This is a genomic window from Longispora fulva (genome assembly GCF_015751905.1).
GTDB lineage: Bacteria > Actinomycetota > Actinomycetes > Mycobacteriales > Micromonosporaceae > Longispora > Longispora fulva.
On sequence record NZ_JADOUF010000001.1, the window covers coordinates 3,584,272 to 3,607,684 of the forward strand.

Annotated in this window: 19 protein-coding genes; 10 read left to right on the top strand and 9 right to left on the bottom strand. The window is 72.1% G+C overall.

Annotated features, from left to right (window positions below; translation table 11 throughout):
- Nucleotides 1–34 precede the first annotated feature (34 nt).
- Entirely contained in the window at nt 35–2,359 is a 2,325-nt protein-coding gene (locus IW245_RS15790; protein ID WP_197003936.1) for a beta-galactosidase, read from the bottom strand.
- A 226-nt stretch (nt 2,360–2,585) separates the two neighbouring features.
- On the opposite strand from IW245_RS15790, the gene IW245_RS15795 reads away from it, so the two are divergent.
- Together IW245_RS15795 and IW245_RS15800 are read left to right on the top strand one after the other, a co-directional pair.
- Nucleotides 2,586–2,948, top strand: a complete 363-nt coding sequence (locus IW245_RS15795) for a DUF6153 family protein (protein WP_197003937.1) — start codon at nt 2,586–2,588, stop codon at nt 2,946–2,948.
- Nucleotides 2,949–3,028: 80 nt separating this feature from the next.
- A complete protein-coding gene (locus IW245_RS15800; RefSeq protein WP_197003938.1) occupies nt 3,029–3,625 on the top strand; it encodes a DUF305 domain-containing protein in 597 nt (198 codons plus the stop codon).
- Between the two features lie 53 nt (nt 3,626–3,678).
- Here IW245_RS15800 and IW245_RS15805 read toward each other — a convergent pair whose 3' ends face one another.
- Entirely contained in the window at nt 3,679–4,209 is a 531-nt protein-coding gene (locus tag IW245_RS15805; protein WP_197003939.1) for a DUF4396 domain-containing protein, read from the bottom strand.
- A gap of 169 nt (nt 4,210–4,378) precedes the next feature.
- Here IW245_RS15805 and IW245_RS15810 point away from each other — a divergent pair, with 169 nt between their 5' ends.
- A complete protein-coding gene (locus IW245_RS15810) occupies nt 4,379–7,183 on the top strand; it encodes a LuxR family transcriptional regulator (protein ID WP_197003940.1) in 2,805 nt (934 codons plus the stop codon).
- Nucleotides 7,184–7,210: 27 nt separating this feature from the next.
- Here IW245_RS15810 and IW245_RS15815 read toward each other — a convergent pair whose 3' ends face one another.
- The 6 genes from IW245_RS15815 to IW245_RS15840 all read right to left on the bottom strand — a co-directional run bounded on the left by IW245_RS15815 (nt 7,211) and on the right by IW245_RS15840 (nt 14,685).
- Nucleotides 7,211–8,371 carry an Ig-like domain-containing protein gene (locus IW245_RS15815; RefSeq protein WP_197003941.1) on the bottom strand — a complete coding sequence of 387 codons (1,161 nt, stop codon included), beginning with the start codon at nt 8,369–8,371 and terminating at the stop codon, nt 7,211–7,213.
- 110 nt (nt 8,372–8,481) lie between these two features.
- Entirely contained in the window at nt 8,482–9,969 is a 1,488-nt protein-coding gene (locus tag IW245_RS15820; protein WP_197003942.1) for a cation:proton antiporter domain-containing protein, read from the bottom strand.
- Nucleotides 9,970–10,093: 124 nt separating this feature from the next.
- Nucleotides 10,094–11,434: an aspartate aminotransferase family protein gene (locus tag IW245_RS15825; RefSeq protein ID WP_197003943.1), complete on the bottom strand. Its 1,341-nt coding sequence runs from the start codon at nt 11,432–11,434 to the stop codon at nt 10,094–10,096.
- A complete protein-coding gene (locus IW245_RS15830) occupies nt 11,431–11,889 on the bottom strand; it encodes an Lrp/AsnC family transcriptional regulator (protein WP_197003944.1) in 459 nt (152 codons plus the stop codon). The genes IW245_RS15825 and IW245_RS15830 overlap by 4 nt, the downstream gene beginning before the upstream one ends.
- Nucleotides 11,890–12,002: 113 nt before the next feature.
- Nucleotides 12,003–13,271, bottom strand: a complete 1,269-nt coding sequence (gene gabT, locus IW245_RS15835) for a 4-aminobutyrate--2-oxoglutarate transaminase (protein WP_197003945.1) — start codon at nt 13,269–13,271, stop codon at nt 12,003–12,005.
- Nucleotides 13,264–14,685, bottom strand: coding sequence for a gamma-aminobutyraldehyde dehydrogenase (locus IW245_RS15840; protein WP_197003946.1), 1,422 nt, complete (start codon nt 14,683–14,685; stop codon nt 13,264–13,266). Before IW245_RS15840 ends, gabT begins: the two co-directional genes overlap by 8 nt.
- Nucleotides 14,686–14,759: 74 nt before the next feature.
- Between IW245_RS15840 and IW245_RS15845 the strand changes: the two genes are divergently transcribed.
- The gene (locus tag IW245_RS15845) at nt 14,760–16,190 is read left to right on the top strand and encodes an aldehyde dehydrogenase family protein (protein WP_197003947.1); all 1,431 of its coding nucleotides are present in this window, start codon (nt 14,760–14,762) and stop codon (nt 16,188–16,190) included.
- Nucleotides 16,191–16,268: 78 nt separating this feature from the next.
- Here the strand turns inward: IW245_RS15845 and IW245_RS15850 are convergent, their stop codons facing one another.
- Nucleotides 16,269–16,832, bottom strand: coding sequence for a TetR/AcrR family transcriptional regulator (locus IW245_RS15850; protein ID WP_197003948.1), 564 nt, complete (start codon nt 16,830–16,832; stop codon nt 16,269–16,271).
- Nucleotides 16,833–16,942: 110 nt separating this feature from the next.
- On the opposite strand from IW245_RS15850, the gene IW245_RS15855 reads away from it, so the two are divergent.
- The 6 genes from IW245_RS15855 to IW245_RS15880 all read left to right on the top strand — a co-directional run bounded on the left by IW245_RS15855 (nt 16,943) and on the right by IW245_RS15880 (nt 23,409).
- Complete coding sequence (locus tag IW245_RS15855) at nt 16,943–17,947, top strand: agmatine deiminase family protein (protein WP_197003949.1); 1,005 nt, start codon at nt 16,943–16,945, stop codon at nt 17,945–17,947.
- A gap of 156 nt (nt 17,948–18,103) precedes the next feature.
- The gene (locus IW245_RS15860; RefSeq protein ID WP_197003950.1) at nt 18,104–19,048 is read left to right on the top strand and encodes a nitrilase-related carbon-nitrogen hydrolase; all 945 of its coding nucleotides are present in this window, start codon (nt 18,104–18,106) and stop codon (nt 19,046–19,048) included.
- Nucleotides 19,045–20,646: an ABC transporter substrate-binding protein gene (locus IW245_RS15865; protein WP_197003951.1), complete on the top strand. Its 1,602-nt coding sequence runs from the start codon at nt 19,045–19,047 to the stop codon at nt 20,644–20,646. Before IW245_RS15860 ends, IW245_RS15865 begins: the two co-directional genes overlap by 4 nt.
- Nucleotides 20,643–21,596 (top strand): ABC transporter permease, encoded by a 954-nt coding sequence (locus IW245_RS15870; RefSeq protein ID WP_197003952.1) that lies wholly within the window; start codon nt 20,643–20,645, stop codon nt 21,594–21,596. The genes IW245_RS15865 and IW245_RS15870 overlap by 4 nt, the downstream gene beginning before the upstream one ends.
- Nucleotides 21,593–22,450 (top strand): ABC transporter permease, encoded by an 858-nt coding sequence (locus tag IW245_RS40710; protein WP_197003953.1) that lies wholly within the window; start codon nt 21,593–21,595, stop codon nt 22,448–22,450. The genes IW245_RS15870 and IW245_RS40710 overlap by 4 nt, the downstream gene beginning before the upstream one ends.
- Complete coding sequence (locus IW245_RS15880) at nt 22,447–23,409, top strand: ABC transporter ATP-binding protein (RefSeq protein ID WP_197003954.1); 963 nt, start codon at nt 22,447–22,449, stop codon at nt 23,407–23,409. Before IW245_RS40710 ends, IW245_RS15880 begins: the two co-directional genes overlap by 4 nt.
- The last annotated feature ends 4 nt before the right edge of the window (nt 23,410–23,413 follow it).

Here is a 23,413-nt window from a genome sequence, read left to right on the forward strand (position 1 = left end):
GGTCGCCCAGATCGGCGACCGGTCCCACCCCGCCTCAGGGGGCCGGGGTCAGCCGCCACTGCTGGCTGAGGTCGCCGGTGTCGGTCTGCTGGACGAGGGTCGCGCCACCCGCGGTCGAGTTGCCGGTCACGCCGAGCGGCTTGCCGGTGCGCACGTTGACCAGCTTCACGAAGTCGCCGTCGGTGGGGACGATCCGCCACTGCTGGTTCGTGCCGCCGTTGGCCGGCCACTGGATGACCGGCGTCCCGTCGGCGGTGGAACCGCCCTGCACGTCGGCGAGTTGCCCGGAACTGGCCGACGTGAGCGTGTTCGCCCCGCCGGCGACCCCGGTCAGCCGCCACCGCTGGTTGGCCCCGCCGTGCGCGGCGTACTGGATCAGCTGGGTGCCGGCCGTCTGCGAGTTGCCTGCGACGTCGATCACGAGCCCGCTGCGCCGGTTGGTGACCACGAACGTGGCGCCCGGCCCGGCCAACGTCGCCTCGAACGTGATCGGCGCCGGCTGGAGCTGGTGCAGGTCCAGGACGAGCACCTCGTTGACACCGACGGTGAGCCAGGGCGCCGGGCAGTACAGGCGCTGCTGGGGACCGATCTGCCAGTACCGGCCGAGGTGGTGGCCGTTGACCCAGACCAGGCCCTTCGTCCAGCCCGACATGTCGAGGTAGGTGTCGCCGGTCTCGGTCAGGGTGACCGTGGCCCGGAAGAAGACGCCCGGCCGGTTCGGCGCGGACACCACCGGGTTGAGGCGCGCGACGTAGGCCTCGTCGACCGGGAGCGGGAAGGTCTGCCAGCCGGTCAACGTACCCGTCAGAGGTCCGGCGTTGGTCAGGGACACCTGCTCCAGGATGCCCTTGCGGTCGACGAGGGCGTGGCCGAAGTTGGTGCGGCCCATGCCCTCGACGAGGATGTCAAGCGTCGGGGTGCCGGTCGAGGACTTCAACGCCAGCGGCGCGTTGCCGTTCGTCACGTTCAACGCCTGCGCGACGGCCGCCGGGATGGCCGGCCGGGAGAATCCGCCCTGGTACACGCCGTTGAGGAACACCGTGGCGTAGTCGTGCACCCAGCGGATGTCCAGCATGCCGGTGGTGTAGCCGGGCAGGTTCCTGCGGTAGAGGACGAAGCCCGAGTTCTGGCCGTGCGCCTCCATCGGCTGCGGGTTCGGCTGGCTGGCCGGCAGCGGGGCCGGCAGGTTGTCCCACAGCGACGCGTACGGCGTCGGCGTCACCTGGAAGCCGGCGATCGTGGGCACCGCCGGCGGCACGGCAGGCAAGGTGCCGAGATAGCCGGCCATGATGCTGCGGTACTGGGTGTAGCGCGGCCCGACCGCGCCCTGCTCCGTGATGGGGGCCGAGTAGTCGTAGCTGGTGATGTCCGGCTGGTAGTTGCCGGAGGAGTCGTCGGCGTTGGCGCCGGCCGTGTAGCCGAAGTTCGTGCCGCCGTGGATGACGTACAGGTTGAACGACAGGCCGCCGTTCATGAACCCGCGCAGCACATTGGACAGATCCGTGTTCTGCCCGGCGAACGTGCCCTCGCCCCAGTGCGTCAACCAGCCCGGGTAGACCTCGCCGCCCATCGCCGGCACCGTCGGGAACGAACGGCGGGCCGCCGCGATCCCGGCCGCGTCGCCGCCGCTGAGCCCGATCGCGCCACCGGGCACGTTCGTGTGGTTGGCGACCACCTGGGACAGGCCGTCCTGGGTGTAGAACGGGCCGGTGATCCCGGCGTCGATCCACGCCTGGCGAACCTCCTGGAGGTAGGTCGAGTCGTTGCCGAAGGAGCCGTACTCGTTCTCGACCTGCACCATCAGGATCGGGCCGCCGTTGGCCACCATCAGCGGCCTGACCCGGGCCGCGAGCGCGTTGACGTAGCGGACCACCGCCGCCATGTAGTTCGGGTCGTCCGCGGCGCGGACCCGCAGCTTGACCTGCGGATTCCTCAACAGGTACTGCGGGATTCCGCCCAGGTCCCACTCCGCGCACACGTAGGGCCCCGGCCGCAGCAGCACCCACATGCCCTCGGCCTGGCACAGCCGGATGAACGCCTCGTAGTCGCGCCGGTCGGTGTGGAAGTCGAACACCCCCGGCTGTTCCTCGACGTCGTTCCACATCACGTACAGGGCGATGGTGTTCATGCCCATCGCCTTGGCCATCCGGATCCGGTGCTGCCAGTACTGCACGGGGATCCGGGCCGGGTGCATCTCGCCGCTGCGGATCTGGAACGGCTGACCGTCGAGCAGGAAGGCGCTGCCGTCGGCCGCGAACCCGAAGGTGTGCCCGGCCGCGGCGAACGCCGGGTCGCCGGTGGCGACCATGGCCGCCAGCGGGGTGAGCGCCCCGATCATCAGAAGGTGCCGTCTGTCCATGGTCCGGTCTCCTTGGCGTGTCGGTGGAGGGCGATGGCGCCGCGCTGCGCCCCGGAAGCCCGGTGTTCATTGATGTCGCTTCATGCGTGAACTCGGCTAGCTTCCCGCTGATATCGACATGTGTCAACACTATGTCCACAGGAAATCCACCCCTCGTGGACACTCCGCCCTGGCCTCGCATACCCTCTCCGGGTATCGTTCGGCCGAGAGTTCCGGAGGAGGTGGGATGGCGACCCGACTGCGCGTCGTGATGCTGGCCCTCCTCATCCTGGGGATCGTCGGCATGCACACGCTGGGGCATCCCGCGGCCGGACACGGCTCGATGCCGGCGATGGCCACCGTCGGCGCGCCGGCCGACCACCCCGAGCACGCCGGCCCGGCCGTCGTCGGTCTCGGCATGGGCCTCGATCCGATGAGCGTGTGCCTGGCCGTCCTCACCGCCCTCACGCTGCTGCTCGTCGCGGCGGCCGCCTCCCGGTTCGCGCGCGGGTCGCAGGCCGTGCGCGTCCGGGTCGATCCGGGCCGAGCGGGTTCCAGCCGGGGTCCGCCGCGCCCTCTGCTCGCCGACCTCTCGGTACTGCGGATATAGGACACGTCTGCCCGGCGGCGGCATCACGCCGCCCTTCGACGTCCCTTTCCTCCAGTTATGCCGATCTGAAGAGGCGAATCATGAAGAGCACCACCCTCCCGCGCCGCGCGTTCCTCGCGGGCGTCACGGCCGTCACGGCACTCGTGTTGACCGCGGCCTGCGGCGGCGACATGGGCGGCATGGACCACGGCGCGAAGCCGACCACCGCCGGCTCCGCGACCTTCACCAGCGCCGACGTGACGTTCGCGCAGATGATGATCCCGCACCACCAGCAGGCCGTGACCATGGCGACCCTCGCGGAGACCCGGGCCGCCGACCCGGAGCTGAAGCGGATCGCCGCGGCCATCAAGGACGCGCAGGCCCCGGAGATCACCACGATGACCGGCTGGCTGAGCGCGTGGAAGCAGCCGACCACTGCCGCCGGTGGGCACGACATGGGCGGCATGCCGGGCATGCTCACCGCCGAGGAGCTGGCCGCGCTGACCGCGGCGTCCGGCGTCGCGTTCGACCGGCTGTTCGCCCGGGGGATGATCGCGCACCACAACGGAGCGATCGCGATGGCCAGGGACGAGCAGAGCCGGGGCGGCGACGCCGACGCCCGGGCCCTCGCCGCGGCGATCGAGAAGGGCCAGACCGCCGAGGTCGCGGCTCTGCGGAAGATCCTCGACCGGCTCTGACCGCACGACGCCGGTGGGCCGCCGAGTTCGGCGGCTCACCGGCGTCGCGGTGCTCAGTGGTGGTGGCCGTGGTGCCCGTCGGCCGCCTTGGGGCCCTCGCCCGCCGGGGCCTGGTGGCCGTGGTACTGGTGCACGACAGCGTGGCCCCTGCCCCGCGAGATCATCCACCGGTTGACCGGCACCGTGACCACGAACGCGATGACCAGGGACGCCGCGAGGCTGGCCCAGAACAGGACGTCGGTCAGGCCGGCGGTCAACGCGCCGGGGACCGCGAGCATGAAGGCGTTGTCGATGACCTCCATGACGGCGATCGACACGGTGTCGGCGGCCAGGGCGACGCCCACCGCCGCCGTGAACCCGAGGCCGGCGCGCAGGACGGGGCGCATCGTCAGCGCGTACCCGAAGAAGAAGGCCAGGACGATCGACACCACGATCGTGGCGAGGTTCGACCAGCCGAACGCCGTGCCGAGGATCATGCCGAGCACCTCGCCGATGGCGCAGCCGGTGAGGCAGTGCAGGGTCGCGGAGATCGCCGTGCGCCAGGTGCGGTCGGCGGCGTGGCCGGTGTGCGTGCTGTGGTCCATGATGTGCTCCCCTTCGCTTTCAGCTCCAGGTCACCATACCCCTGGGGGGTATTAGTCACAAGGGGCGGTCGCCCCGTTTCTTACCGACCCGTGACGGCGGCGTCCGAACCGTCGGAATCTGCCCTACGCTCGGCTCGCGACGGGCGGCGACAGATGGCTGGAGCGTGACGTGATCCTGGAACGCGAACCCGAGCGGGCCACGCTCACGGGCCTGCTGGACCTGGCCCGCGCCGGCGACGGCGGCCTGGCCGTGGTGGTCGCCCCGGCGGGAATCGGCAAGACGACCCTGCTCGCGGACCTCGCCGCCACCGCCCGGGACCGGCAGGTGCGGGTCCTGGCGGCGCAGGGCTCACAGTTCGAGCGGGAGTTCTCCTTCGGCCTGGTCCGGCAGCTGTTCGAGCCACTGCTGGCCGGCGCGGCGGAGTCGGAGCGGTCCGCGCTGCTGGCCGGTGCCGCGGGGCAGGCGGCAGCAGTACTGGGCGCGGCGGACCCGGCGGCCGGCGAGCGCGGCGACTTCGCGATCCTGCACGGCCTGTACTGGCTGACCGCCAACCTGTGCCAGGACCGCCCCCTGCTGCTGTGCGTCGACGATCTGCAGTGGTCAGACCACGCCTCGGTCCGGTTCCTCGCGCACCTGCTCCCCCGGTTGCGCGATCTCCCCGTGCTGGTGCTGGCGGCCACCCGGCCGGAGGACCCGGACGCCGACCTGCGCCCCGTGCGCCAACTCCTCGCCGATCCCCGCGGCGTCGCCGTGCGCCCCGGGCCGCTGGGCGAGGCGGCGGTGGCCCGGCTGCTGTCCGAACGGCTCGGCCGACCGGTGGGCCCGGCGTTCGCGAGAGCCTGCCACGCCGCGACCCAGGGCACCCCGTTCCTCGTGGCCGAGCTGGGCCGGAGCCTGGCGGCAGCCGGGGTGGAACCCGACGACGCCCACGTCGACCGGGTGGCAGCGATCGGCTCGGCGGCGCTCGGGCACATGGTGTCCCGGCGGCTCGCGCACCTGTCGCCGGGCGCGACGGCGTTCGCCCGGGCGATGTCCCTGGTGGAGGACAACTCGGCGCTGGCGGACGTGATCGCCGTGTCCGGGCTGGCCCTCGCGGAGGCCACGGACGCGATGACCGAACTGGAACGCGCCGACATCCTGCGGGCCGGCGGCCCCGGCCGGGTGGCGTTCGATCACCCGCTGATGCGGTCCGTCGTGTACGACGCCCAGCCGGTCGGCGCCCGGATCGCCGGCCACGCCCTGGCCGCACGGGTGCTCGCCACCGCCGGGCACGAGCCGGAGCGGGTTGCCGGCCATCTGCTGCGGGTCCCGGCCGGCCCCGTGCCGAATCCGGCCGTCACGGCGGCACTGCGCCAGGCCGCGGCCGACGCGCTGACCCGAGGCTCCCCCGACAGCGCACACGCCTACCTGCGCCGCTGCCTCGACGAGTCCCTGCCGGCGGCCGAGCGGCTCGCCCTCCTGATCGACCTGGGCGCCCTCACCCAGCAGTCGGACATGGCCGCCTCCGCCGACTACCTGGGCCGGGCCGCGGACCTGGCCACCGATCCCGGGGACCGGGTGCGGGTCGCCGACATGCTCGCCCGGGCGTTGCACTTCGTCGGCCGCAACGCCGAGGCCGTCGCCGTGTGCCGGGCGGCACGCCGCGAACCGGACCTGTCGGCCGACGCCCGACAACGCCTCGACGCGCAGCTCCTGGTACTCGCCATGGCCGACCGCTCGATCACCACGTCCGGGAGTCTCGCCGAGGCGCGGCTGCTGGTACCCGAACCGGGCACCGGCGGCCGGCTGCTGGACTGCATCGTCGGGGTCGCCGACGCCTTCGACGGGCGACCCGAGGCGACCGAGCGGACACTGCGGGCGCTGCGGGGCCTCGACGTGCGCACCGCGGCGCACGGGTTGGAGATCTACCTGTCGGGTTGTATCGCGCTGCTGATGGCCGACCATCCCGACGGCATGGCCGTGCTCGACGGCTGGGTGGCCGAGGCGCACCAGCACGGGTCGACGGTGCTGTACGCGTACACGAAAGCGGCCAGGGGCATCGGCTGGTACTGGCGGGGCGCGCTCGCCGAGGCCGAGGCCGACGCGTCCGACGCGCTGGAGATCGGCGAGGCCAGCCTGACCGACGTGCGGCCGGCCGCGGCGGCGTGCCTGGCCAACACCCTGATGGCGCAGGGTCGGGACGAGGAGGCGTCCATGGCGCTCACCCGGGCCGGCGTGGATCCGGGAGACCCGGACGCCGGATTCCTGTACACGCTGGTGGAGAGCCAGGCCGCACTGCACGCCGCCCGTGGTGACGCGGTCGGCGCCAGCCGGTGGGCCGCGCTGTGCGGTGAACGCTACGCGGCCAGCGGCGGCGTGAACCCGGCCCGGGTCGCGTGGCGGTCCGTGCTGGCCGCCGCCCAGCACGCGCTCGGCGACGTCGGGGACGCCCGCCGGACCGCCGCCGCGGAGCTGGACTTGGCCCGGCGGTGGGGCGCGCCGCGCACCCTGGGCCGCGCGTTGCGGGTGTCCGGGCTCGTCGAGGGCGGGGAGGCGGGGCTGGCGCTGCTGCGCGCGTCCGTCGAGGTGCTCGCCGACAGTCCGGCCCGGCTGGAGTACGCCACCGCCCTGGTCGATCTCGGCGCCGCCCTGCGCCGGGCCGGACGACGGGGCGACAGCCGGCCGGAGCTGGTCCGGGGCGTGGAGGTCGCGGAGGTGTGCGGGGCCGGTCCGTTGGCGCTGCGGGGGCGTCGGGAGCTGCGCGCCGCCGGCAGCCGGATGCGCCCGGCGGCGGTGGCCGGTCCCGCGGCGCTCACCCCCAGCGAGGCCCGGGTCGTCGAGCTGGCGGTCGAGGGCGGCTCCAACCGGGACATCGCCCAGGCGTTGTACGTGACGGCGAAGACCGTCGAGGTACACCTGAGCAACGCGTACCGCAAGCTCGGGGTGTCCGGCCGCCGCGAACTGCTCACCCGGCACCGCGACCGCCCGGCCTGAGCCGGACGGTCGCCGCCGTGCCCGTGGTCAGACGACGTGGATGGTGACCGTCGCGACGCCGGAGACGCTGGGCTCACCGAGGCTGGAGTTCTGCCGGTACCGGAAGGTGTCCGTGCCCACGAACCCGGGGTTCGGGGTGTAGCTGAACGCGCCGGTGGCGTAGTCGAGGGTGAGGGTGCCGTTCGGCGGGGCCCAGCCCTGCTGGATGGAGTAGTACTCGCGGGTGCGGTCGGCGAACGTGTCGTTGGCGGTCAGGCCGTGGGCGGCGTCGACGGCCAGGGTGCCGCCGGCCGCGACGGTGTAGTCGTCGTTGGCGGCCGTCGGGGCCGGCGCGACCGTGACCTGCACCTTCGCCGTCCAGGCCGGGTCGGTGGCGTTGACCCGGTTGCCGAGCCGGTCCTTGAGGAACACGTCGATGGTGGCCGGGCCGGAGTAGTACGGGTCGGCCGGGGTGAAGGAGATCCAGCCGTCGGCGGCCAGGGTGGCGGTGCCGAGCCCGCCCTCCACCGCGGCGACGACCGTGACGTTGCTGCCGTTGGTGGCCTTGCACCGGGCGTCGTCGAGCCACCAGTTGCCGGCCCCGCGCAGCGTCACCGACGTCGGGTTGTAGGAGGTGCAGGTGGGCGGGGTGATCGGCACGACCGGCGCGACGCCGCATGTGAGTTCGCGGAAGTTCTGCACGCAGTGGTCGTAGTAGTAGTCGTTGGGGGCGTGCACGGGCCTCGCCAGGGTCGGCAGGCTGGCGGCGGTGTAGACGTCCTCGTCGCTGAGTACGTCGTGCCGGCTGAACACCCACGGCGCCGGCGCCGGACACACCGCCTCCCACCCGGCCGGGTACGGCGGCGGCGTGCCCCACACGACGCAACCGGTGTGGCCCGTCACCGTCAACGACGGCGTCTTGCTGCCCGTCGCCCAGAACACGGTGCGCCCGTCGGCGAGGGTCAGGTCGTAGGCCCAGACGCCGGGGCCCTTCATCGGGTCGGGCTTGATGCCGCCGCCGATGCTGCCGATCGGCTCCAGGCCGCCGCTGTTGAGGACGATCAACTCGCCCGACAGGCAACCGCCGCCCTCGTCCGGCCGGCAGATCGCGGCCTTGGCCTGCGCCGCGGCGGGAGTCAGTGCCGTCACCGCCGCGGCCACCGACAGGGCGGCGAGCACGGTGGCGACGACCCGGCTGAATCTGCGCATGGGGGTACTACCTCGATTCCGTGTGGAGAGTTCCGCCCCGACGGGGCGGCGTGCTCTCGACGCTACGGACCGCGCGCACCCTCCACATGGGGGAAAACCCCAAACCGGTGTCAGGGGTGAAGAGCCGTGAAGACCCTGCCTGCGTCCGTGGTGTCGTCCGGGTCGACGAGGGCCGTGACGTCGTCGCCGGCCCGCAGGACGGTCTCGCCGTTGAGGGACAGCAGGTGCCCGCCGCGGCTGATCAGGCTGACCCACACCGTGTCGGGCAGGTCGAGGTCGCTGATGCGCACCCCGTCGGCCCGGGCCCCGGGGACGACGCGGAACCGGCGGACGTTGTCGGGTTCGTGGCGCAGCCTGACCCCGAGCGACCAGGGCTCCGGCGGGTGGGTGCGCATCGGGATCCGGCACCAGCGGGCCACGGCCGGCACCAGGCCGCCCTGCACCGCCACGGAGAAGGCGACCACGACGAAGATGATGTCGTAGATCCGCAGCGTGTCGGCCCGGCCGGAGGTGAGGATGAACGTGCCGAGCAGGATCGGCACCGCGCCCTTGAGCCCGGACCACAGCACGAACACCCGCTCGCCCCGGGTGAGGTTGACCCGGGCCAGGAGCAGCCCGACCAGCAGCGGGCGGATGACGAACGCGAGGAGGACGGCCAGGGCGAGACCGATCTGCCAGGCGTGGCCCTCGCCGAGCGTGCCAAGGGTGACGGTCAGGCCGAGGACCGTGAACGCGACGATCTCGGCGAGGCTGGCCAGGGACGCGAGTACCCGTCGGGTGTCGCCCTTGTAGGGGGCCGGCAGGTCGCCGATGACGATGCCTGCGACGAACACGGCGAGGAACCCCGAGCCGTGCGCGACGGTCGCGGCCCCGTAGATGACGAATGCCGAGGCCAGGGTCCGCAGCGGGTACAGGGCCGCCGACGGCAGCGGCACCCGGCGGATGAACACCGCCAGCACCGCCCCGCCCGCCAGCCCGACGGCGGCCCCGATCCCCATCTGCAGGGTGAACTCGAGCACCCCGGCGGTGACCGCTCCGAAGCCGGTCGTGCCGGTGGCCGCCAGCAGCGCGACCATCAGCGCGATGCCGACCGGGTCGTTCGCACCTGACTCGCCCTCGAGGATCACCCCGGACCGCCCGGTGATCTCCTTGCGGCCCAGCACCGAGAAGACCACCGCCGGATCGGTGGGGGCCAGCGCCGCGCCCAGCAGCAGTGCCGTCGACCAGTCCAGGCCGAACAGGCCGTGCGCGGCGAGGGCGACGGCCCCGGCGGTCACGAACGTGCCGGCCACGCCGAGCCACACGATCGCCCCGGCCGCCGTCCGCAGCCGCTGGCGGCCGATGTGCATGCCGCCGTCGAACAGGATGACGACCAGCGCCACGGTGACGACCCGCTGGGTCATGGTCACCGACAGGTCGCCGAGCGCCGGAAACAGGTCGGAGGCCCCGGCCGCCGCGACCAGGAAGATCACGGGCGCGGGGATGCGGGAGCGTTCGCTGAGCCGGTTGGACAGCACCGCCGCCAGCACCGCGACCGCGACCAGGCCGACGAGCAGTCCGAAGGGCAGAACGTCGCGCACCGGCCGGACTCCGATCATGAGAATGGTCCCCTACCACCGGCTTCCCGGCACACCACCCTACGACCTGGCCCGACCTGGGACCACCGCGACGCGGGCCCCGAGGGTCCGCCGGCCCGACTGTCGTGGGTCCGGCGGGCCGCGGTCAGATCATGTTCCCCGCCTCGGTGAGGACGGCGCGCAGCACGCCTTCGATCTCGTTGAAGTGGGTCTGGTCGCAGATCAGCGGCGGGGACAGCTGGATCACCGGGTCGCCGCGGTCGTCGGCCCGGCAGTACAGCCCCGCGTCGAACAGCGCCTTGGACAGGAAGCCGCGCAGCAGCCGCTCGGACTCGTCGTCGTCGAACGTCTCCCGGGTGGTCTTGTCCTTGACCAGTTCGATGCCGTAGAAGTAGCCGTCGCCGCGGACCTCGCCGACGATCGGCAGGTCGTTGAGGCGCTCCAGCGTGGACCGGAACGCGCCCTCGTTGCGGCGGACGTGGCCGAGGACGTCCTCGCGCTCGAAGATCTCCAGGTTGGCCAGCGCGACCGCCGAGGAGACGGGGTGCCCGCCGAACGTGATGCCGTGGTAGAAGGTCGCGTCACCGGCGAGGAACGGCTCGGCGAGCCGGTCCGAGGCGATCATCGCGCCGAGCGGGGCGTAGCCGGAGGTCATGCCCTTGGCGCAGGTGATGATGTCGGGCTGGTAGCCGTAGCGGGTGGCTCCGAAGTACTCCCCCAGCCGGCCGAACGCGCAGATCACCTCGTCGGACACGAGCAGCACGTCGTGTTCGTCGCAGATCTCGCGGAGCCGGTCGAAGTAGCCGGGCGGCGGCGGGTAGCAGCCGCCGGAGTTCTGCACCGGCTCGACGAAGACCGCGGCGACCGTGTCGGCGCCCTCGCGTTCGATGGCCCGGCCGATCTCCTCCGCGGCCCACCGGCCGAACGCGACCGGGTCGTCACCGAAGACCGGCGCGCGGTAGTAGTTGGCGTTGGCGGCCTTGATCGCGCCAGGCACCAGCGGCTCGAAGTCGCTCTTGATGCCCGGCAGGCCGGTGATGGACAGCGCGCCCATCGAGGTGCCGTGGTAGGCGATGAAGCGGCTGACGACCTTGTGCTTGTTGGGCCGGCCGGTCTTCTTGTAGTAGGCGCGGGCCAGCTTCCACGCGGACTCCACGGCCTCGGAGCCGCTGGTGGTGAAGAAGACCTGGTTCAGGTCGCCCGGCGCGAGGGAGGCGATCTTCTCCGCGAGCCGCAGGGCCGTCGGATGGGCGTAGGACCAGATCGGGAAGTACGCCAGCTCGGCCATCTGCTTGGCGGCGGCGTCGGCGAGTTCGGTCCGGCCGTGGCCGATCTGCACCGCGAACAGGCCGGCGAGGCCGTCGAGGTAGCGCCGGCCCTTGTCGTCGTAGACGTAGGCGCCCTCGCCGCGCACCATCGTGGGGACGGGCGCGTTCGCGTAGGACGATCGGCGGGTGAAATGCATCCAGAGGTTGTCAGTGGTCATCTAGTGCCCCAGGCATAGGTTTGTTTGGTCAACTTGAGATAGACGAACGTTTCGGTGGCTGTGACGCCCGGCACCGTGCGGATCGCGTCGTTGAGTAGCGTCAGCAGGTGCTCATCGTCGGCGCAGACGAGCTCGACCAGCAGGTCGTAGCCGCCGGCGCAGATGACGACGTAGTCCACTTCGGGGATCAGCGCGATCGTGTCGGCGGCGGCTTTGAGGTCGCCGGTCACCTTGATGCCGATCATCACCTGCCGGGCGAAGCCCAGGGTCAGCGGATCGGTGACGGCGACGATCTGCATCACGTTGGTGTCGAGCATCCGCTGCACGCGTTGGCGGACCGCGGCCTCGGACAGCCCGACCAGTTTGGCGAGCGCCGCGTACGACGTGCGGCCGTCGCGCTGGAGGAGTTCGACGAGGCGCTTGTTCACGTCATCGAGTACGGGGTTCTCGGTCACAACTAAATCCTATACATCAGCTGGTGTTTGGCAAGTGATTCCGTAGATTCTAACGAGGAATTCTACGGAAACACTTGGGCCGCAGCGGCGGCTCAGGGAGCAGTCTCGCACCCTCAGTCCGCCGTCGCCCGCAGCGCGCCCTCCAGGATCGTCAGCCCCTGGTCGAGCAGCTCGTCGGAGATCACCAGCGGCGGCAGCAACCGCAGGACGTTGCCGTATGTGCCGCACGTCAGGACCAGCAGCCCCTCCCGCAGGCACGCCCGCGCCACGGCCTGGGTGCGGCCGGGGTCCGGCACGACCGAGCCGGGCAGCACGAGCTCCACCGCGACCATCGCCCCGCGCCCCCGGACCTCGCCGGGCAGCCCGAGCGCCCGCAGCCGCGAGGTCAGCACCCCGCCGATCCGGCGCGCGGCGGCCGGCAGGTCCAGGACCCGCATCGTCTCCAGGGCGGCCAGCGCCGCGGCGCACGCGACCGGGTTGCCGCCGTAAGTGCCACCGAGTCCGCCCGGGTGCACGGCGTCCATGTACTCCGCGCGGCCGGTCACCGCCGCCAGCGGCATCCCGCCGGCGATGCCCTTGGCCATGGTGACCAGGTCCGGTTCGACACCCTCGGCGTCGCAGGCGAACCAGTCGCCGGTGCGGCAGAAGCCGGTCTGGATCTCGTCGGCGATGAACAGCGCCCCGCTGGCCCTGGCCCACTCCGCCAACGCGGGCAGGAATCCGGGCGCCGGCTCGATGAACCCGCCCTCGCCCTGCACGGGTTCGATCAGGACCGCCGCGACGTTGTCCGCGCCGACCTGCTTGGCGATCACGTCGATCGCCCTGGCCGCGGCCGCCGTGCCGTCGAGGCCGTCGCGGAACGGATAGGACATCGGGACCCGGTACACCTCCGGGGCGAAGGGGCCGAACCGGTGCTTGTACGGCATCGCCTTCGCGGTCAGCGCCATCGTCAGGTTCGTCCGGCCGTGGTAGGCGTGGTCGAACACGATGACCGCCGGCCGCCCCGTCACGTGCCGGGCGATCTTCACGGCGTTCTCCACCGCCTCGGCGCCGGAGTTGAACAGGGCCGAACGCTTGTCGAAGGTGCCCGGAGTGAGCGCGTTGAGCTGTTCGCAGACCGCGACGTAGGACTCGTAGGGCGCGACCATGAAGCAGGTGTGCGCGAAGCGCACGATCTGCGCCTGGACGGCCTCGATCACCCGGGGGTCGGCGTGCCCGACGGAGGTGACGGCGATCCCGGAGGCGAAGTCGATCCACTCCCCGCCGTCGACGTCGACGACCGTGGCGCCCCGCGCGTGCGAGACGTAGGACCCGATGACGCTGCCGACCCCCTGGGCGACGGCCCGGACCCGGCGTTCGTGCAGCTTGGTGGACTCAGACATTGTTGTTGCTCATCACGTGCTTGATCCTCGTGTAGTCCTCGAAGCCGTAGCCGGACAGGTCCTTGCCGTAGCCCGAGTGTTTGAACCCGCCGTGCGGCATCTCGGCCACCAGCGGGATGTGGGTGTTGATCCAGACGCAACCGAAGTCCAGGTCCCGCGCGGCGCGCATCGCCCGGCCGTGGTTGGCGGTCCAGACGCTGGAGGCGAGGGCGTAGCGCACCCCGTTGGCCGCCCGCAGCGCCTCGTCCTCGTCGGCGACCCGCTGCACGGTGATGACCGGGCCGAAGATCTCCCGCTGGGACAGTTCGTCGTCCTGGCGCAGGCCTGCGATGACGGTCGGGGCGTAGAAGTAGCCCCGGTCGCCGATCCGGTGGCCGCCCGCGACGAGGGTGGCGTGCTCGGGAAGCCGGTCCACCATGCCCGTGACGTGGGCGAGCTGGGCGGCGTTGTTGAGCGGCCCGTACAGCGCGTCGGGTCCGGTACCCGTCTCTGTGGCCTTGGCCCGCTCCGCCAGCGCGGCGACCAGTGCGTCGTGGACGCCGGGGGTGGCCAGGACCCGGGTCGCGGCGGTGCAGTCCTGGCCGGCGTTGAAGTAGCCGGCCAGCGCGATGCCCTCCGCCGCGGCGGCGACGTCGGCGTCGTCGAAGACCAGGACCGGAGCCTTACCCCCCAATTCGAGGTGTACGCGCTTGACGTCACCGGCAGCGGCTCCCGCCACCTCCATCCCGGCCCGGACGGAACCGGTGATCGACACCATCTGGGGCGTGGCGTGCGCGACGAGCGCCTGGCCGGTCGCCCGGTCGCCGCAGACCACGTTGAGCACGCCCGGCGGCAGGAACTCCCCGGCGATCTCCGCGAGCAGCAGTGTGGACACCGGGGTGGTGTCGGAGGGCTTGAGCACGACAGTGTTGCCGGCCGCGATGGCCGGGGCGAGCTTCCACACCGCCATCATCATGGGGTAGTTCCACGGGGTGACCTGGGCGCAGACCCCGATCGGCTCCCGGCGCACGAAGGAGGTGTGCCCGGCCAGGTACTCCCCCGCCGAGCGGCCCTCCAGCATCCGGGCCGCGCCGGCGAAGAACCGCAGCTGGTCGACCATGGCCGGCAGCTCCTCCGAGGCGGTCAGCGCCCGGGGCTTGCCGGTGTTGGCGCACTCGGCGTCGATCAGCTCGTCGGCGCGGGCCTCGACGGCGTCGGCGATCCGCAGCAGCGCGCGCTGCCGGTCGGCGGGGGTGGTGTCCCGCCAGGTCACGAACGCCCGGGCGGCCGCGGCCATGGCGAGGTCGACGTCGGCGGCCCCGGAGACCGGCGCGCTGCCGAACACCTCGCCGGTGGCGGGGTCGATCAGGTCCGCGTACGTGCCGTCGACGGGGTCGACGTACCTGCCGTCGATGTAGTTGCGTAGGGCAGACATCCAGACTCTCCTCGTGTAACCGTAGAGGAACGTCATCTTGTCAACTGATTCCGTTGATGGCAAGCTCTTCAGCTATGGAAACAACAGAATTCTGGGTAGCCGGGCAACCGGTGACCAGCGATCGGACCTTCGACGTCCACCACCCGTACGACGGGGCGTTGGTCGCGACCGTCGCCGTCGCCGGGCCCGAGCACGTGGAGGCCGCCGTCACCGCCGCCGTCGCGGTGGCTCCCGAGGCCGCGGCGCTTCCCGCGCACGCCCGGGCCGGCGCGCTCGACCACCTGTCGCGGCGGCTGGCCGAGCGCGCCGAGGAGGTCGCCCGGCTCATCACGGCCGAGAACGGCAAACCGATCCGGTGGGCGCGGGCCGAGGTCGGCCGGGCCGTGTCCACCTTCCGGTGGGCCGCGGAGGAGGCCCGGCGGTACTCCGGCGACCTGCAACGCCTCGACACCGACCCGGCCGCCACCGGCCGGCTGGGGCTGATCCGCAGGTTCCCGCGCGGGCCGGTGCTGGGCATCGCCCCGTTCAACTTCCCGCTGAACCTCGTCGCGCACAAACTCGCGCCGGCCATCGCCGTCGGGGCACCCGTCCTCGTCAAGCCGGCGCCGGCCACCCCTCTGTCGGCCCTCATGCTCGGCGAACTGCTGGCCGAGACCGACCTGCCCGCCGGCATGTGGTCGGTGCTCCCCGTCCCCAACGACCGGATGCCGGCGCTGGTCGCCGACCCGCGGCTGCCCGTGGTGTCGTTCACCGGCTCCGTACCCGTCGGCTGGGCCATCAGGGCCGCGGTGCCCCGCAAGCACGTCACCCTCGAACTCGGCGGCAACGCAGCGGCGGTGGTCTGCGCTGACTGGACGGACCTCGACCGGGCCGCGGCGCGGATCGCCACGTTCGCGATGTACCAGGCTGGCCAGAGCTGCATCAAGGTGCAGCGGGTCTACGCCGAGACCCCGGTCTACGAGCGGCTGGCCACGAAGATCGTTGCCGCCGTCGAGGCGCTGGGCGCCGGCGACCCGGCCGACGAGGCCACCGAGGTGGGGCCGCTGATCAACGAGGACGCGGCCCGCCGGGTGGAGTCCTGGGTGGCCGAGGCCGTGGCCGCCGGGGCCCGGGTGCTGTGCGGCGGTACCCGGACCGGCTCCTCCCACGCACCCACGGTCCTGGTCGACGTGCCCGCCGACGCGAAGGTCGTCCGGGAGGAGATCTTCGGCCCGGTGCTCGTCCTGTCGCCGGTGGACTCGGTCGACGAGGCGTTCGCCGCCGTCAACGACTCGGCATTCGGCCTGCAGGCCGGCGTGTTCACCCACCGGCTCGACGTGGCGTTCCGGGCGCACCGGGAGCTGGTCGTGGGCGGGGTGGTCATCGGGGACGTGCCGTCCTACCGCGCCGACCAGATGCCCTACGGCGGCACCAAGGACTCCGGGGTCGGCCGGGAGGGGCTGCGCTCGGCGATGGACGACTACACCGAACCCCGGGTCCTGGTGCTGACGGATCTGCCGCTGTGAACTGCCCCCGACCGGAACCCCTCCGGCCGGGCGCAGGGCCCGCCCCGGCACGGGGCCCGACCGGGCCCCGGCCGGGGTTCAGCCGCGTGCCGCGCCCAGCTCCGCCGTGATCGCCCCGCACAGCAGGTGCCGGGCCCGCTCCAGGGTCATCGACCCGCTGAGCCAGCGCTCACTCAACCCCTCCACCAGGGCGGTGAGCCGCTCTGCCACCTCCTCCGCGTCGAGGTCGGCCGAGACCCGGCGGACGACCTCGGCGGTGTCGCGCACCCAGCTGGCGGTCGCCTCGGTCAGCGGCGCGCGCAGGTCGGCCTCGAAGATCGCGCTCGCCCGCAGCTCGCCCCACGCCGTGCTGTTCTCGCGCACCGACGGCGTGTCCTGGAGCTCGGACAACAGTCGTTGTTCCAGCTCGCCGCGCGGGTCGGCTCCGGCGCCCACGCTCTCGCCGGTGTAGCGGTCGGCGCGTTCGCTGATGAACTCCAGGGTCCGGCGCAGCAGGCCGGCGCGGTCCTTGAAGTGGTAGTAGATCAACGCGGTCGAGACTCCGGCCTCGGCCGCCAACACCTCGACGCGCAGCCCCCGCACGCCGTTGCGCGCGACGACACGGGCGGCGGCTTCGAGCACCTGGACCTGTCGGCTGGACACGGCACTCCTCAATTTCTCGAATTCGAACCGGGCGATGGGTTGACTGAAATTTCAGTCAGGAGCACGATAGGCCATCACGTCCACCGCTCGTGCAGGAGGAGGAAAGACCCATGACCATGCGAATGCCGGCGCCGTGGGCCGACCATGAGGGCTGCCTCATGGCCTGGCCCACCAGACCGGAGATGTGGGGCAGCGTGTTCGCCCAGGCCAGGGCGGAGTACGCCGCTGTGGCCCGCGCGATCTCGGCGTTCGAGCCGGTCACCATGATCGCCGCCCCGGGCCAGGGCGGGGCCGCCCGGCAGGCGTGCGGCGACGACGTCGACGTCCTCGAACTGCCGATCGACGACTCGTGGCTGCGGGACTCCGGCCCGGTCTTCGTCCTCGGCCCCGACGGCCGGCGGGCCGGGGTGGACTTCCGGTTCAACGGCTGGGGCGGGAAGTTCCCACCGTTCGACGCGGACGACCGGATCAGCGGGGTACTGCTGGAACGGCTGGGCGTCACGGCGATCCACTCGCCGATGGTACTGGAGGGCGGGGCCATCACCGTCGACGGCGAGGGCACGCTGATCACCACCGAGCAGTGCCTGCTGCACCCGACCCGCAACCCGCTGCTGACCCGCGCGCAGATGGAAGCAGAACTGTGCGCCAAGCTCGGCGTGACCACGGTGATCTGGCTGCCGTACGGCCGGATCGAGGACACCATCACCGACGGGCACGTCGACGGGGTGTGCATGTTCGTGGCCCCCGGCACGGTGCTGGTCCGGATGCCGTCGGACCCCGACCACCCCGACCATGACCGGATGCGCGCCAACCGCGCCCACCTGGAGGCCGCCGTCGACGCCCGGGGGCGCAAGCTCCAGATCCTCGAACTGCCGCAGAGCGCGTTCGTGGAGGTCGACGGGCACCGGACCGAGGTCGGCTACCTGAACTTCTACGTCGCCAACGGCGGCGTGGTCGTGCCGATCGCCGGGTGTCCGTCCGACGAGGACGCGCTGGCGGTGATCGCCGCGGCGATGCCCGACCACAAGGTCGTCGGGGTGCCCGCGACGACGATCGCGTACGGCGGCGGAGGCGTGCACTGCGTCACCCAGCAGGTTCCGGAGGAGAAGGCATGAACGAGCGTCAGCGAGTGCATCAGTGGATCAGCCCGGCTGCGCCTCATGCGGCCGGCGAGCGGAGCGGGGCGGGCGCATGAGCGAGCGTCAGCGAGCGAATCAATGGATCAGCGCGGCTGTGCCTCAGGCGGCCGGCGAGCGGAGCGAGGCGGGCGCATGAGCTACACACTGTTGACGGCGTTCGGTTCCCCGCTTGGCTCCCCCGGCCGGCTCGACCAGGAGACCGGGTCGATGTTGCGCGTCGGCCTGGTCCAGATGCGCTGGTACGACGGCGAGCGCACCCACGACGAGAAGCTGCGCGAGGGCGTCCGGCTCGCCGCCGCCCAGGGCGCGCAGGTCGTGTGCCTGCCCGAGCTGACCCGCAGCCCCTACTTCGCCGCCGACCACACCCTCGCCGCGGGCGCCGACCGCTACCTGGAGGACCTGCCCGACGGGCCGACCACCCGGCTCGCGACCGAGCTGGCCAAGGAACTCGGGATCATCGTGCACGCGTCGCTGTACGAGCGGGCGACCGACGGTGGCCTGGGGTACAACACCGCGATCTGCGTGGGGCCGGTCGGCGAGCTGCTCGCGCGTACCCGGAAATTGCATATTCCGGAGTTTCCCGGCTACCACGAGGACCTGTGCTTCCGGCCCGGGGACACCGGATTCCCCGTCGTGGAGGCCGCCGGGGCCCGGTTCGGGTTCCCGACCTGCTGGGACGAGTGGTTCCCGGAGGTCGCCCGGGTGTACAGCCTGCACGGCGCCCAGATTTTGGTGCATCCCACAGCGATCGGCTCAGAACCGGAACTTCCGGACTTCGACACCCGGCCGATGTGGGAGCATGCGATCAGTGCGAACGGCCTGGCCAACGCCCTGTTCATGGTGGTACCGAACCGCGTCGGCACGGAGGGTCCGATCACCTTCTACGGCTCGTCGTTCATCTCCGACCCCTACGGCCGGATCGTGGTCCGCGCCCCCCGCGACCGGCCCGCAGTGCTGGTCGCCGACCTGGACCTCGCCCAGCGCGAGGACTGGTTGGGGTTCGGCCTGCTGCGCACCCGCCGCCCCGAGCTGTACACCCCGCTGACCAGTCCCGTCGCCCAGGGAGTGACCCGATGAGAACCCGACTACTGGCCGGGGTCGTGGCCGCCGCACTGGCGACCGCCGCGTGCACCAGCCCGCCCGCAGGGCACACGAGCTACAAGCTGTCGGCCGTCACGCCAGAGGCCAAGGGCGAGATCGCGTCGTTCAGCTGGTCGCTGTACGCCGAGCCGCCGACCCTGGACTACGCCTACGCGTTCGACTACGCGCAGAACATGATCGTGTCCAACGTCTGCGAGAGCCTGATGCGCTGGACCCCGGCGCTCACCGTGGAGCCCGGGCTGGCCTCCGCCGCCGCCAACCCCGACCCGCTGACCTGGGTGTACACCATCCGGCCGGGGGTGAAGTTCCACGACGGCGGCACGATGACCGCCACCGACGTCGCCTACAGCCTCAACCGGCACCTGGACCCGGACGTCGGATCGTTCTGGTCCTCGGAGTTCACCAACGTCGCCTCGATCACCGAGACCGGCCCGTTACAGGTGACCGTCAAGCTCAAGCAGGCCGACTCCCAGTTCCCGCTGGCGATGGCCAACTCCGCCGGCACCGTCGCGCACGCCACGACCGTCAAGGCTCAGGGCAAGGACTACGGCACCGGGTCCGGCCTCGGCTGCACCGGGCCGTTCACCCTCGGCCCGTGGACCAAGGGCCAGTCCATCCAGTTGGACCGCTTCGACAACTACTGGGGCGCCCGCGCCAAGGCCGGCTCCGTGGTGTTCAAGTTCCTCACCGACCCGGCCGCCCGGGCCAACGCGATGCTCGCCGGCGAGGTCGACGGCGGCTACCTCGTCTCCCCCGAGAGCTACGCCCGACTGTCCTCCAGCGGCAAGGGCACCCTGTACTTCGGCAAGTCCCTGACCACCATCAACCTGAACGTGGTCAACCTCAAGGGCACGCTCGGCGACGTCCGGGTCCGCAGGGCGCTGATGCTGGCCCTGGACCGGGAGGGCTTCATCCGGACCGGACTGCAGGGCGTCGGCACGGTCACCTCCGCCGCCGCCCCACGCGACGCCTGGGCCGGGCTCCCCCAGCCGGCCGTCGACGCCGCCTACGCCGGCATGCCCGGCTCCGGACGGGACCTGACCCAGGCCAAACAGCTGGTCAAGGACGCCGGCGCCACCGGCAAGAAGGTCGTCATCGCCACCAGCGCGATCGGCGCCGACGTGTCGCTGCTGGCCACCGCAGCCCAGTCCGCCGGCACCGCGATCGGGCTGGACGTCGAGCTGAAGACCATCGCCCCGGACGCCTTCACCGCGCTGTTCTCCGACCCGAAGGCGCGCGAGGGCCTCGACGCGTTCCCGGAGACCTACTACCTGTCCAAGACCGATCCGCTGGCCATGTACAAGATGTTCCGGACCGGGGACTTCGAGAACTACGGCGGCTACTCCGACCCGGCCTACGACACGCTGCTCGACCAGGCCGTCGCGGAGTACGACCCGGCGAAGCGGGCGGCGCTGTCCGCGCGGTTGCAGCAGATCGCGACCGGACAGCTGCTGTGGATCCCGGTGGCCGAATGGCCGACGTCGGTGTTCCTCAACAAGCGGATCACCGGGGCTCCGACGAGCATCTGCTACATGTACTACCCCTGGGCGGCGCAAGTGGGCGCTTCAGGATGATCATCCGGTTCCTGATCCGTCGGCTCCTGGAGCTGACAGGGACGCTGGTGGCCGCGTCGTTCCTCGTGTTCGGCGCGGTCTACCTGGCCCCCGGCAAGCCGGAGACCTTCCTGCTGGGCGGCCGCTCGGCCACCCCCGAGGCGAAGGCCGCCATCCGGGCGCAGTACCACCTCGACGACCCGTTCCTCGTGCAGTACTACAAGTGGCTCGGGCAGGTGCTGACCGGGGATCTCGGCCGGTCGGTGCAGTACCGCCGCCCGGTCCTGGGGCTGATCGAGGCGCGGCTGCCGAGCACGCTCCTGCTGATCGCGATGGCGCTGGTACTCGTCGTGGTGTTCGGGATCGGACTCGGCTGGCTCAGCGCACTGCGGGGCGGGGCCACCGACAAGGCGGTCCTGGTCGGCACGTCCGTCGCCGTGGGCACCCCGTCGTTCGTCGCGGCGATCGTGCTGATCTGGCTGTTCTCGGTCAGCCTCGGCTGGTTCCCCAGCACCGGCAGCGGGGCGGGACTCGCCGACATGGTCTACCACCTGACCCTGCCCGCCACGGCGCTGGCGCTGTACTGGGTCGGCGTCCTCGCCCGGGTCACCCGCACCACGATGCTCGACGAGATGGGCCGCGACCACGTCACCGTCGCCCGCAGCCGGGGCATCGGCGAGAGCGCCGTGATCCGCCGGCACGTGTTCCGCAACGCGCTGGGCGGCATCGCCACCATGAGCGGCCTGACCGTGTCCGGTCTCGTGGTCAGCACCGTGCTGGTCGAGGCGGCGTTCGGACTCGGCGGGCTCGGCAACCTCCTGCAGTCGTCGGTGTCCGTGAAGGACTTCCCCGTCGTGCAGGCCATCTCCCTGCTGATCGTCGCGTTGTTCGTCGTGGTGAACCTGGTCGTCGACCTGACGTTCCCCCTGATCGACCCGAGGGTACGGCTCGGCGCGAGGAGCACCCTGTGACCACGACCATCGTGAACCGCCGCCCCGGCTTCGGCCGCCTGCGCACCCGGCGACCGTGGCTGTACCTGACCTGCCTCGCCTTCGCGGCCCTCGTCTTCCTGGTCGCGGTGGCCGCGCCCTGGCTGGCCCCGGCCGACCCCAACGCCGCGGACCTCGGCGCCGCGCTCACCGGACCGTCCCCCGACCACCTGCTCGGCGCGGACGAAGCGGGCCGCGACGTGCTGTCACGCCTCATCCTGGGCGCCCGCACCGCCCTGTTCGGGCCGCTGGGCGTCGTGGTCTTCTCCACCGTGCTCGGCGTCGCCGTCGGCGTCGCGGCCGGCTGGAGGGGCGGCTGGCTGGACTCGGTGCTGTCGCGCGGCAGCGAACTGCTGCTCGCGTTCCCCGGCCTGCTGCTGGCGATCCTGTTCGTCGCGCTGTACGGCGACGGCCTCCTCGCCCCCGTCCTCGCCCTGTCGCTGGCCTATCTGCCCTACGTCAGCAGGCTCGCGCGCAGCATGACCCTCGTCGAACGCGAACGCCCGTACCTGGCCGCCTACCGGGTGCAGGGCTTCTCGGGGCTGTCCATCTGCCTGCGGCACCTCGTCCCCAACATCGCGCCGGTGGTCCTGGCCCAGTGCACCCTCAACTTCGGGTACGCCCTGCTGGACCTCGCCGCACTGTCCTACCTCGGCCTGGGCGTCGCTCCCCTGACCCCCGACTGGGGCATGATGGTCAATACCGGGCAGAGCGCCGTACTGCAGGGCCAGCCCCTGTCCGCCATCATCCCGGGTGCCGCGATCGTCGCGACGGTCGTCGCCTTCAATGTCGTCGGCGAACACTGGGCCGACAAGGTCGCCAGGAGGCACCGTTGAACACCCTGGAGATCGAGGAACTCCGGCTCACCCTGCCCGGCACCGCCCGGCCCGTCCTGAACGGGGTCACCCTCGCGGTCGGGGCCGGCGAGACGGTCGCGCTGGTCGGAGAGTCCGGGTCGGGGAAGACCCTGACGTCGCGGGCCGCGCTCGGCTTCCTGCCCCGCGACGCGGAGGTCACCGGCGTCGTCCGGGTCGCCGGCAAGGACCTGCTGACCATGACCCCCGAGGAGCTGCGCGGCGTGCGGGCCCTCACCGTGTCGATGATCTTCCAGGAGCCGCGTACCTCGCTCAACCCGCTCCGCCGGATCGGCGACTTCCTGACCGAGGGCCTGCGGACGAACCTGCACTGGACCGCCCAGCGGGCCGGGGACCGGGCGCGGGAACTCCTCGACGCCGTCGGGCTCGACGACCGGGTGCTGCGGCAGTACCCGCACGAGCTGTCCGGCGGGATGCTGCAACGCGTCACCATCGCCGCGGCGTTGATGTCCGACCCGGCGCTGCTGCTCGCCGACGAGCCGACGACCGCCCTGGACGTCACCACCCAGGCGGAGATCGTCGCCCTGCTCGCCGACCTGCGGACCCGGTTTCAGACCGCGCTGCTGTTCGTCACCCACGACCTGCACCTCGCCGCCGCGATCAGCGACCGGGTGTGCGTGATGTACGCCGGCCGGATCGTCGAGTCCGGGCCGGCGGACGCGCTGTTCGACAAGCCCCGGCATCCGTACACGGCGGCGCTGCTCGGCTCGACCCCGCGGCTCGACCACCCCCGAAAACGGCTCGACGCGATATCCGGTCAGCCGCCGGACCTGCGCACCGCCCTGTCCGGCTGCCCCTTCGCCGCCCGCTGCCCGCACGCCACCGACCTGTGCCGCGCGGAGACGCCGGCCAGCACGCCGGTCGACGGCGGGACGGTGGCCTGCCACCACCACGAGCTGCTGTCCCTGGAAGGGATCTGAGAAC

Bases quoted from the DNA above. Each gene is read 5' to 3' on its own strand.
- IW245_RS15825 (WP_197003943.1), bottom strand. From the start codon at position 11,434: ATGACCACTGACAACCTCTGGATGCATTTCACCCGCCGATCGTCCTAC.
- IW245_RS15790 (WP_197003936.1), bottom strand. From the start codon at position 2,359: ATGGACAGACGGCACCTTCTGATGATCGGGGCGCTCACCCCGCTGGCG.
- IW245_RS15815 (WP_197003941.1), bottom strand. From the start codon at position 8,371: ATGCGCAGATTCAGCCGGGTCGTCGCCACCGTGCTCGCCGCCCTGTCG.
- IW245_RS15870 (WP_197003952.1), top strand. From the start codon at position 20,643: ATGATCATCCGGTTCCTGATCCGTCGGCTCCTGGAGCTGACAGGGACG.
- IW245_RS15805 (WP_197003939.1), bottom strand. From the start codon at position 4,209: ATGGACCACAGCACGCACACCGGCCACGCCGCCGACCGCACCTGGCGC.
- IW245_RS15840 (WP_197003946.1), bottom strand. From the start codon at position 14,685: ATGTCTGCCCTACGCAACTACATCGACGGCAGGTACGTCGACCCCGTC.
- gabT (WP_197003945.1), bottom strand. From the start codon at position 13,271: ATGTCTGAGTCCACCAAGCTGCACGAACGCCGGGTCCGGGCCGTCGCC.
- IW245_RS15820 (WP_197003942.1), bottom strand. From the start codon at position 9,969: ATGATCGGAGTCCGGCCGGTGCGCGACGTTCTGCCCTTCGGACTGCTC.
- IW245_RS15860 (WP_197003950.1), top strand. From the start codon at position 18,104: ATGAGCTACACACTGTTGACGGCGTTCGGTTCCCCGCTTGGCTCCCCC.
- IW245_RS15800 (WP_197003938.1), top strand. From the start codon at position 3,029: ATGAAGAGCACCACCCTCCCGCGCCGCGCGTTCCTCGCGGGCGTCACG.
- IW245_RS15795 (WP_197003937.1), top strand. From the start codon at position 2,586: ATGGCGACCCGACTGCGCGTCGTGATGCTGGCCCTCCTCATCCTGGGG.
- IW245_RS15855 (WP_197003949.1), top strand. From the start codon at position 16,943: ATGACCATGCGAATGCCGGCGCCGTGGGCCGACCATGAGGGCTGCCTC.
- IW245_RS15865 (WP_197003951.1), top strand. From the start codon at position 19,045: ATGAGAACCCGACTACTGGCCGGGGTCGTGGCCGCCGCACTGGCGACC.
- IW245_RS15845 (WP_197003947.1), top strand. From the start codon at position 14,760: ATGGAAACAACAGAATTCTGGGTAGCCGGGCAACCGGTGACCAGCGAT.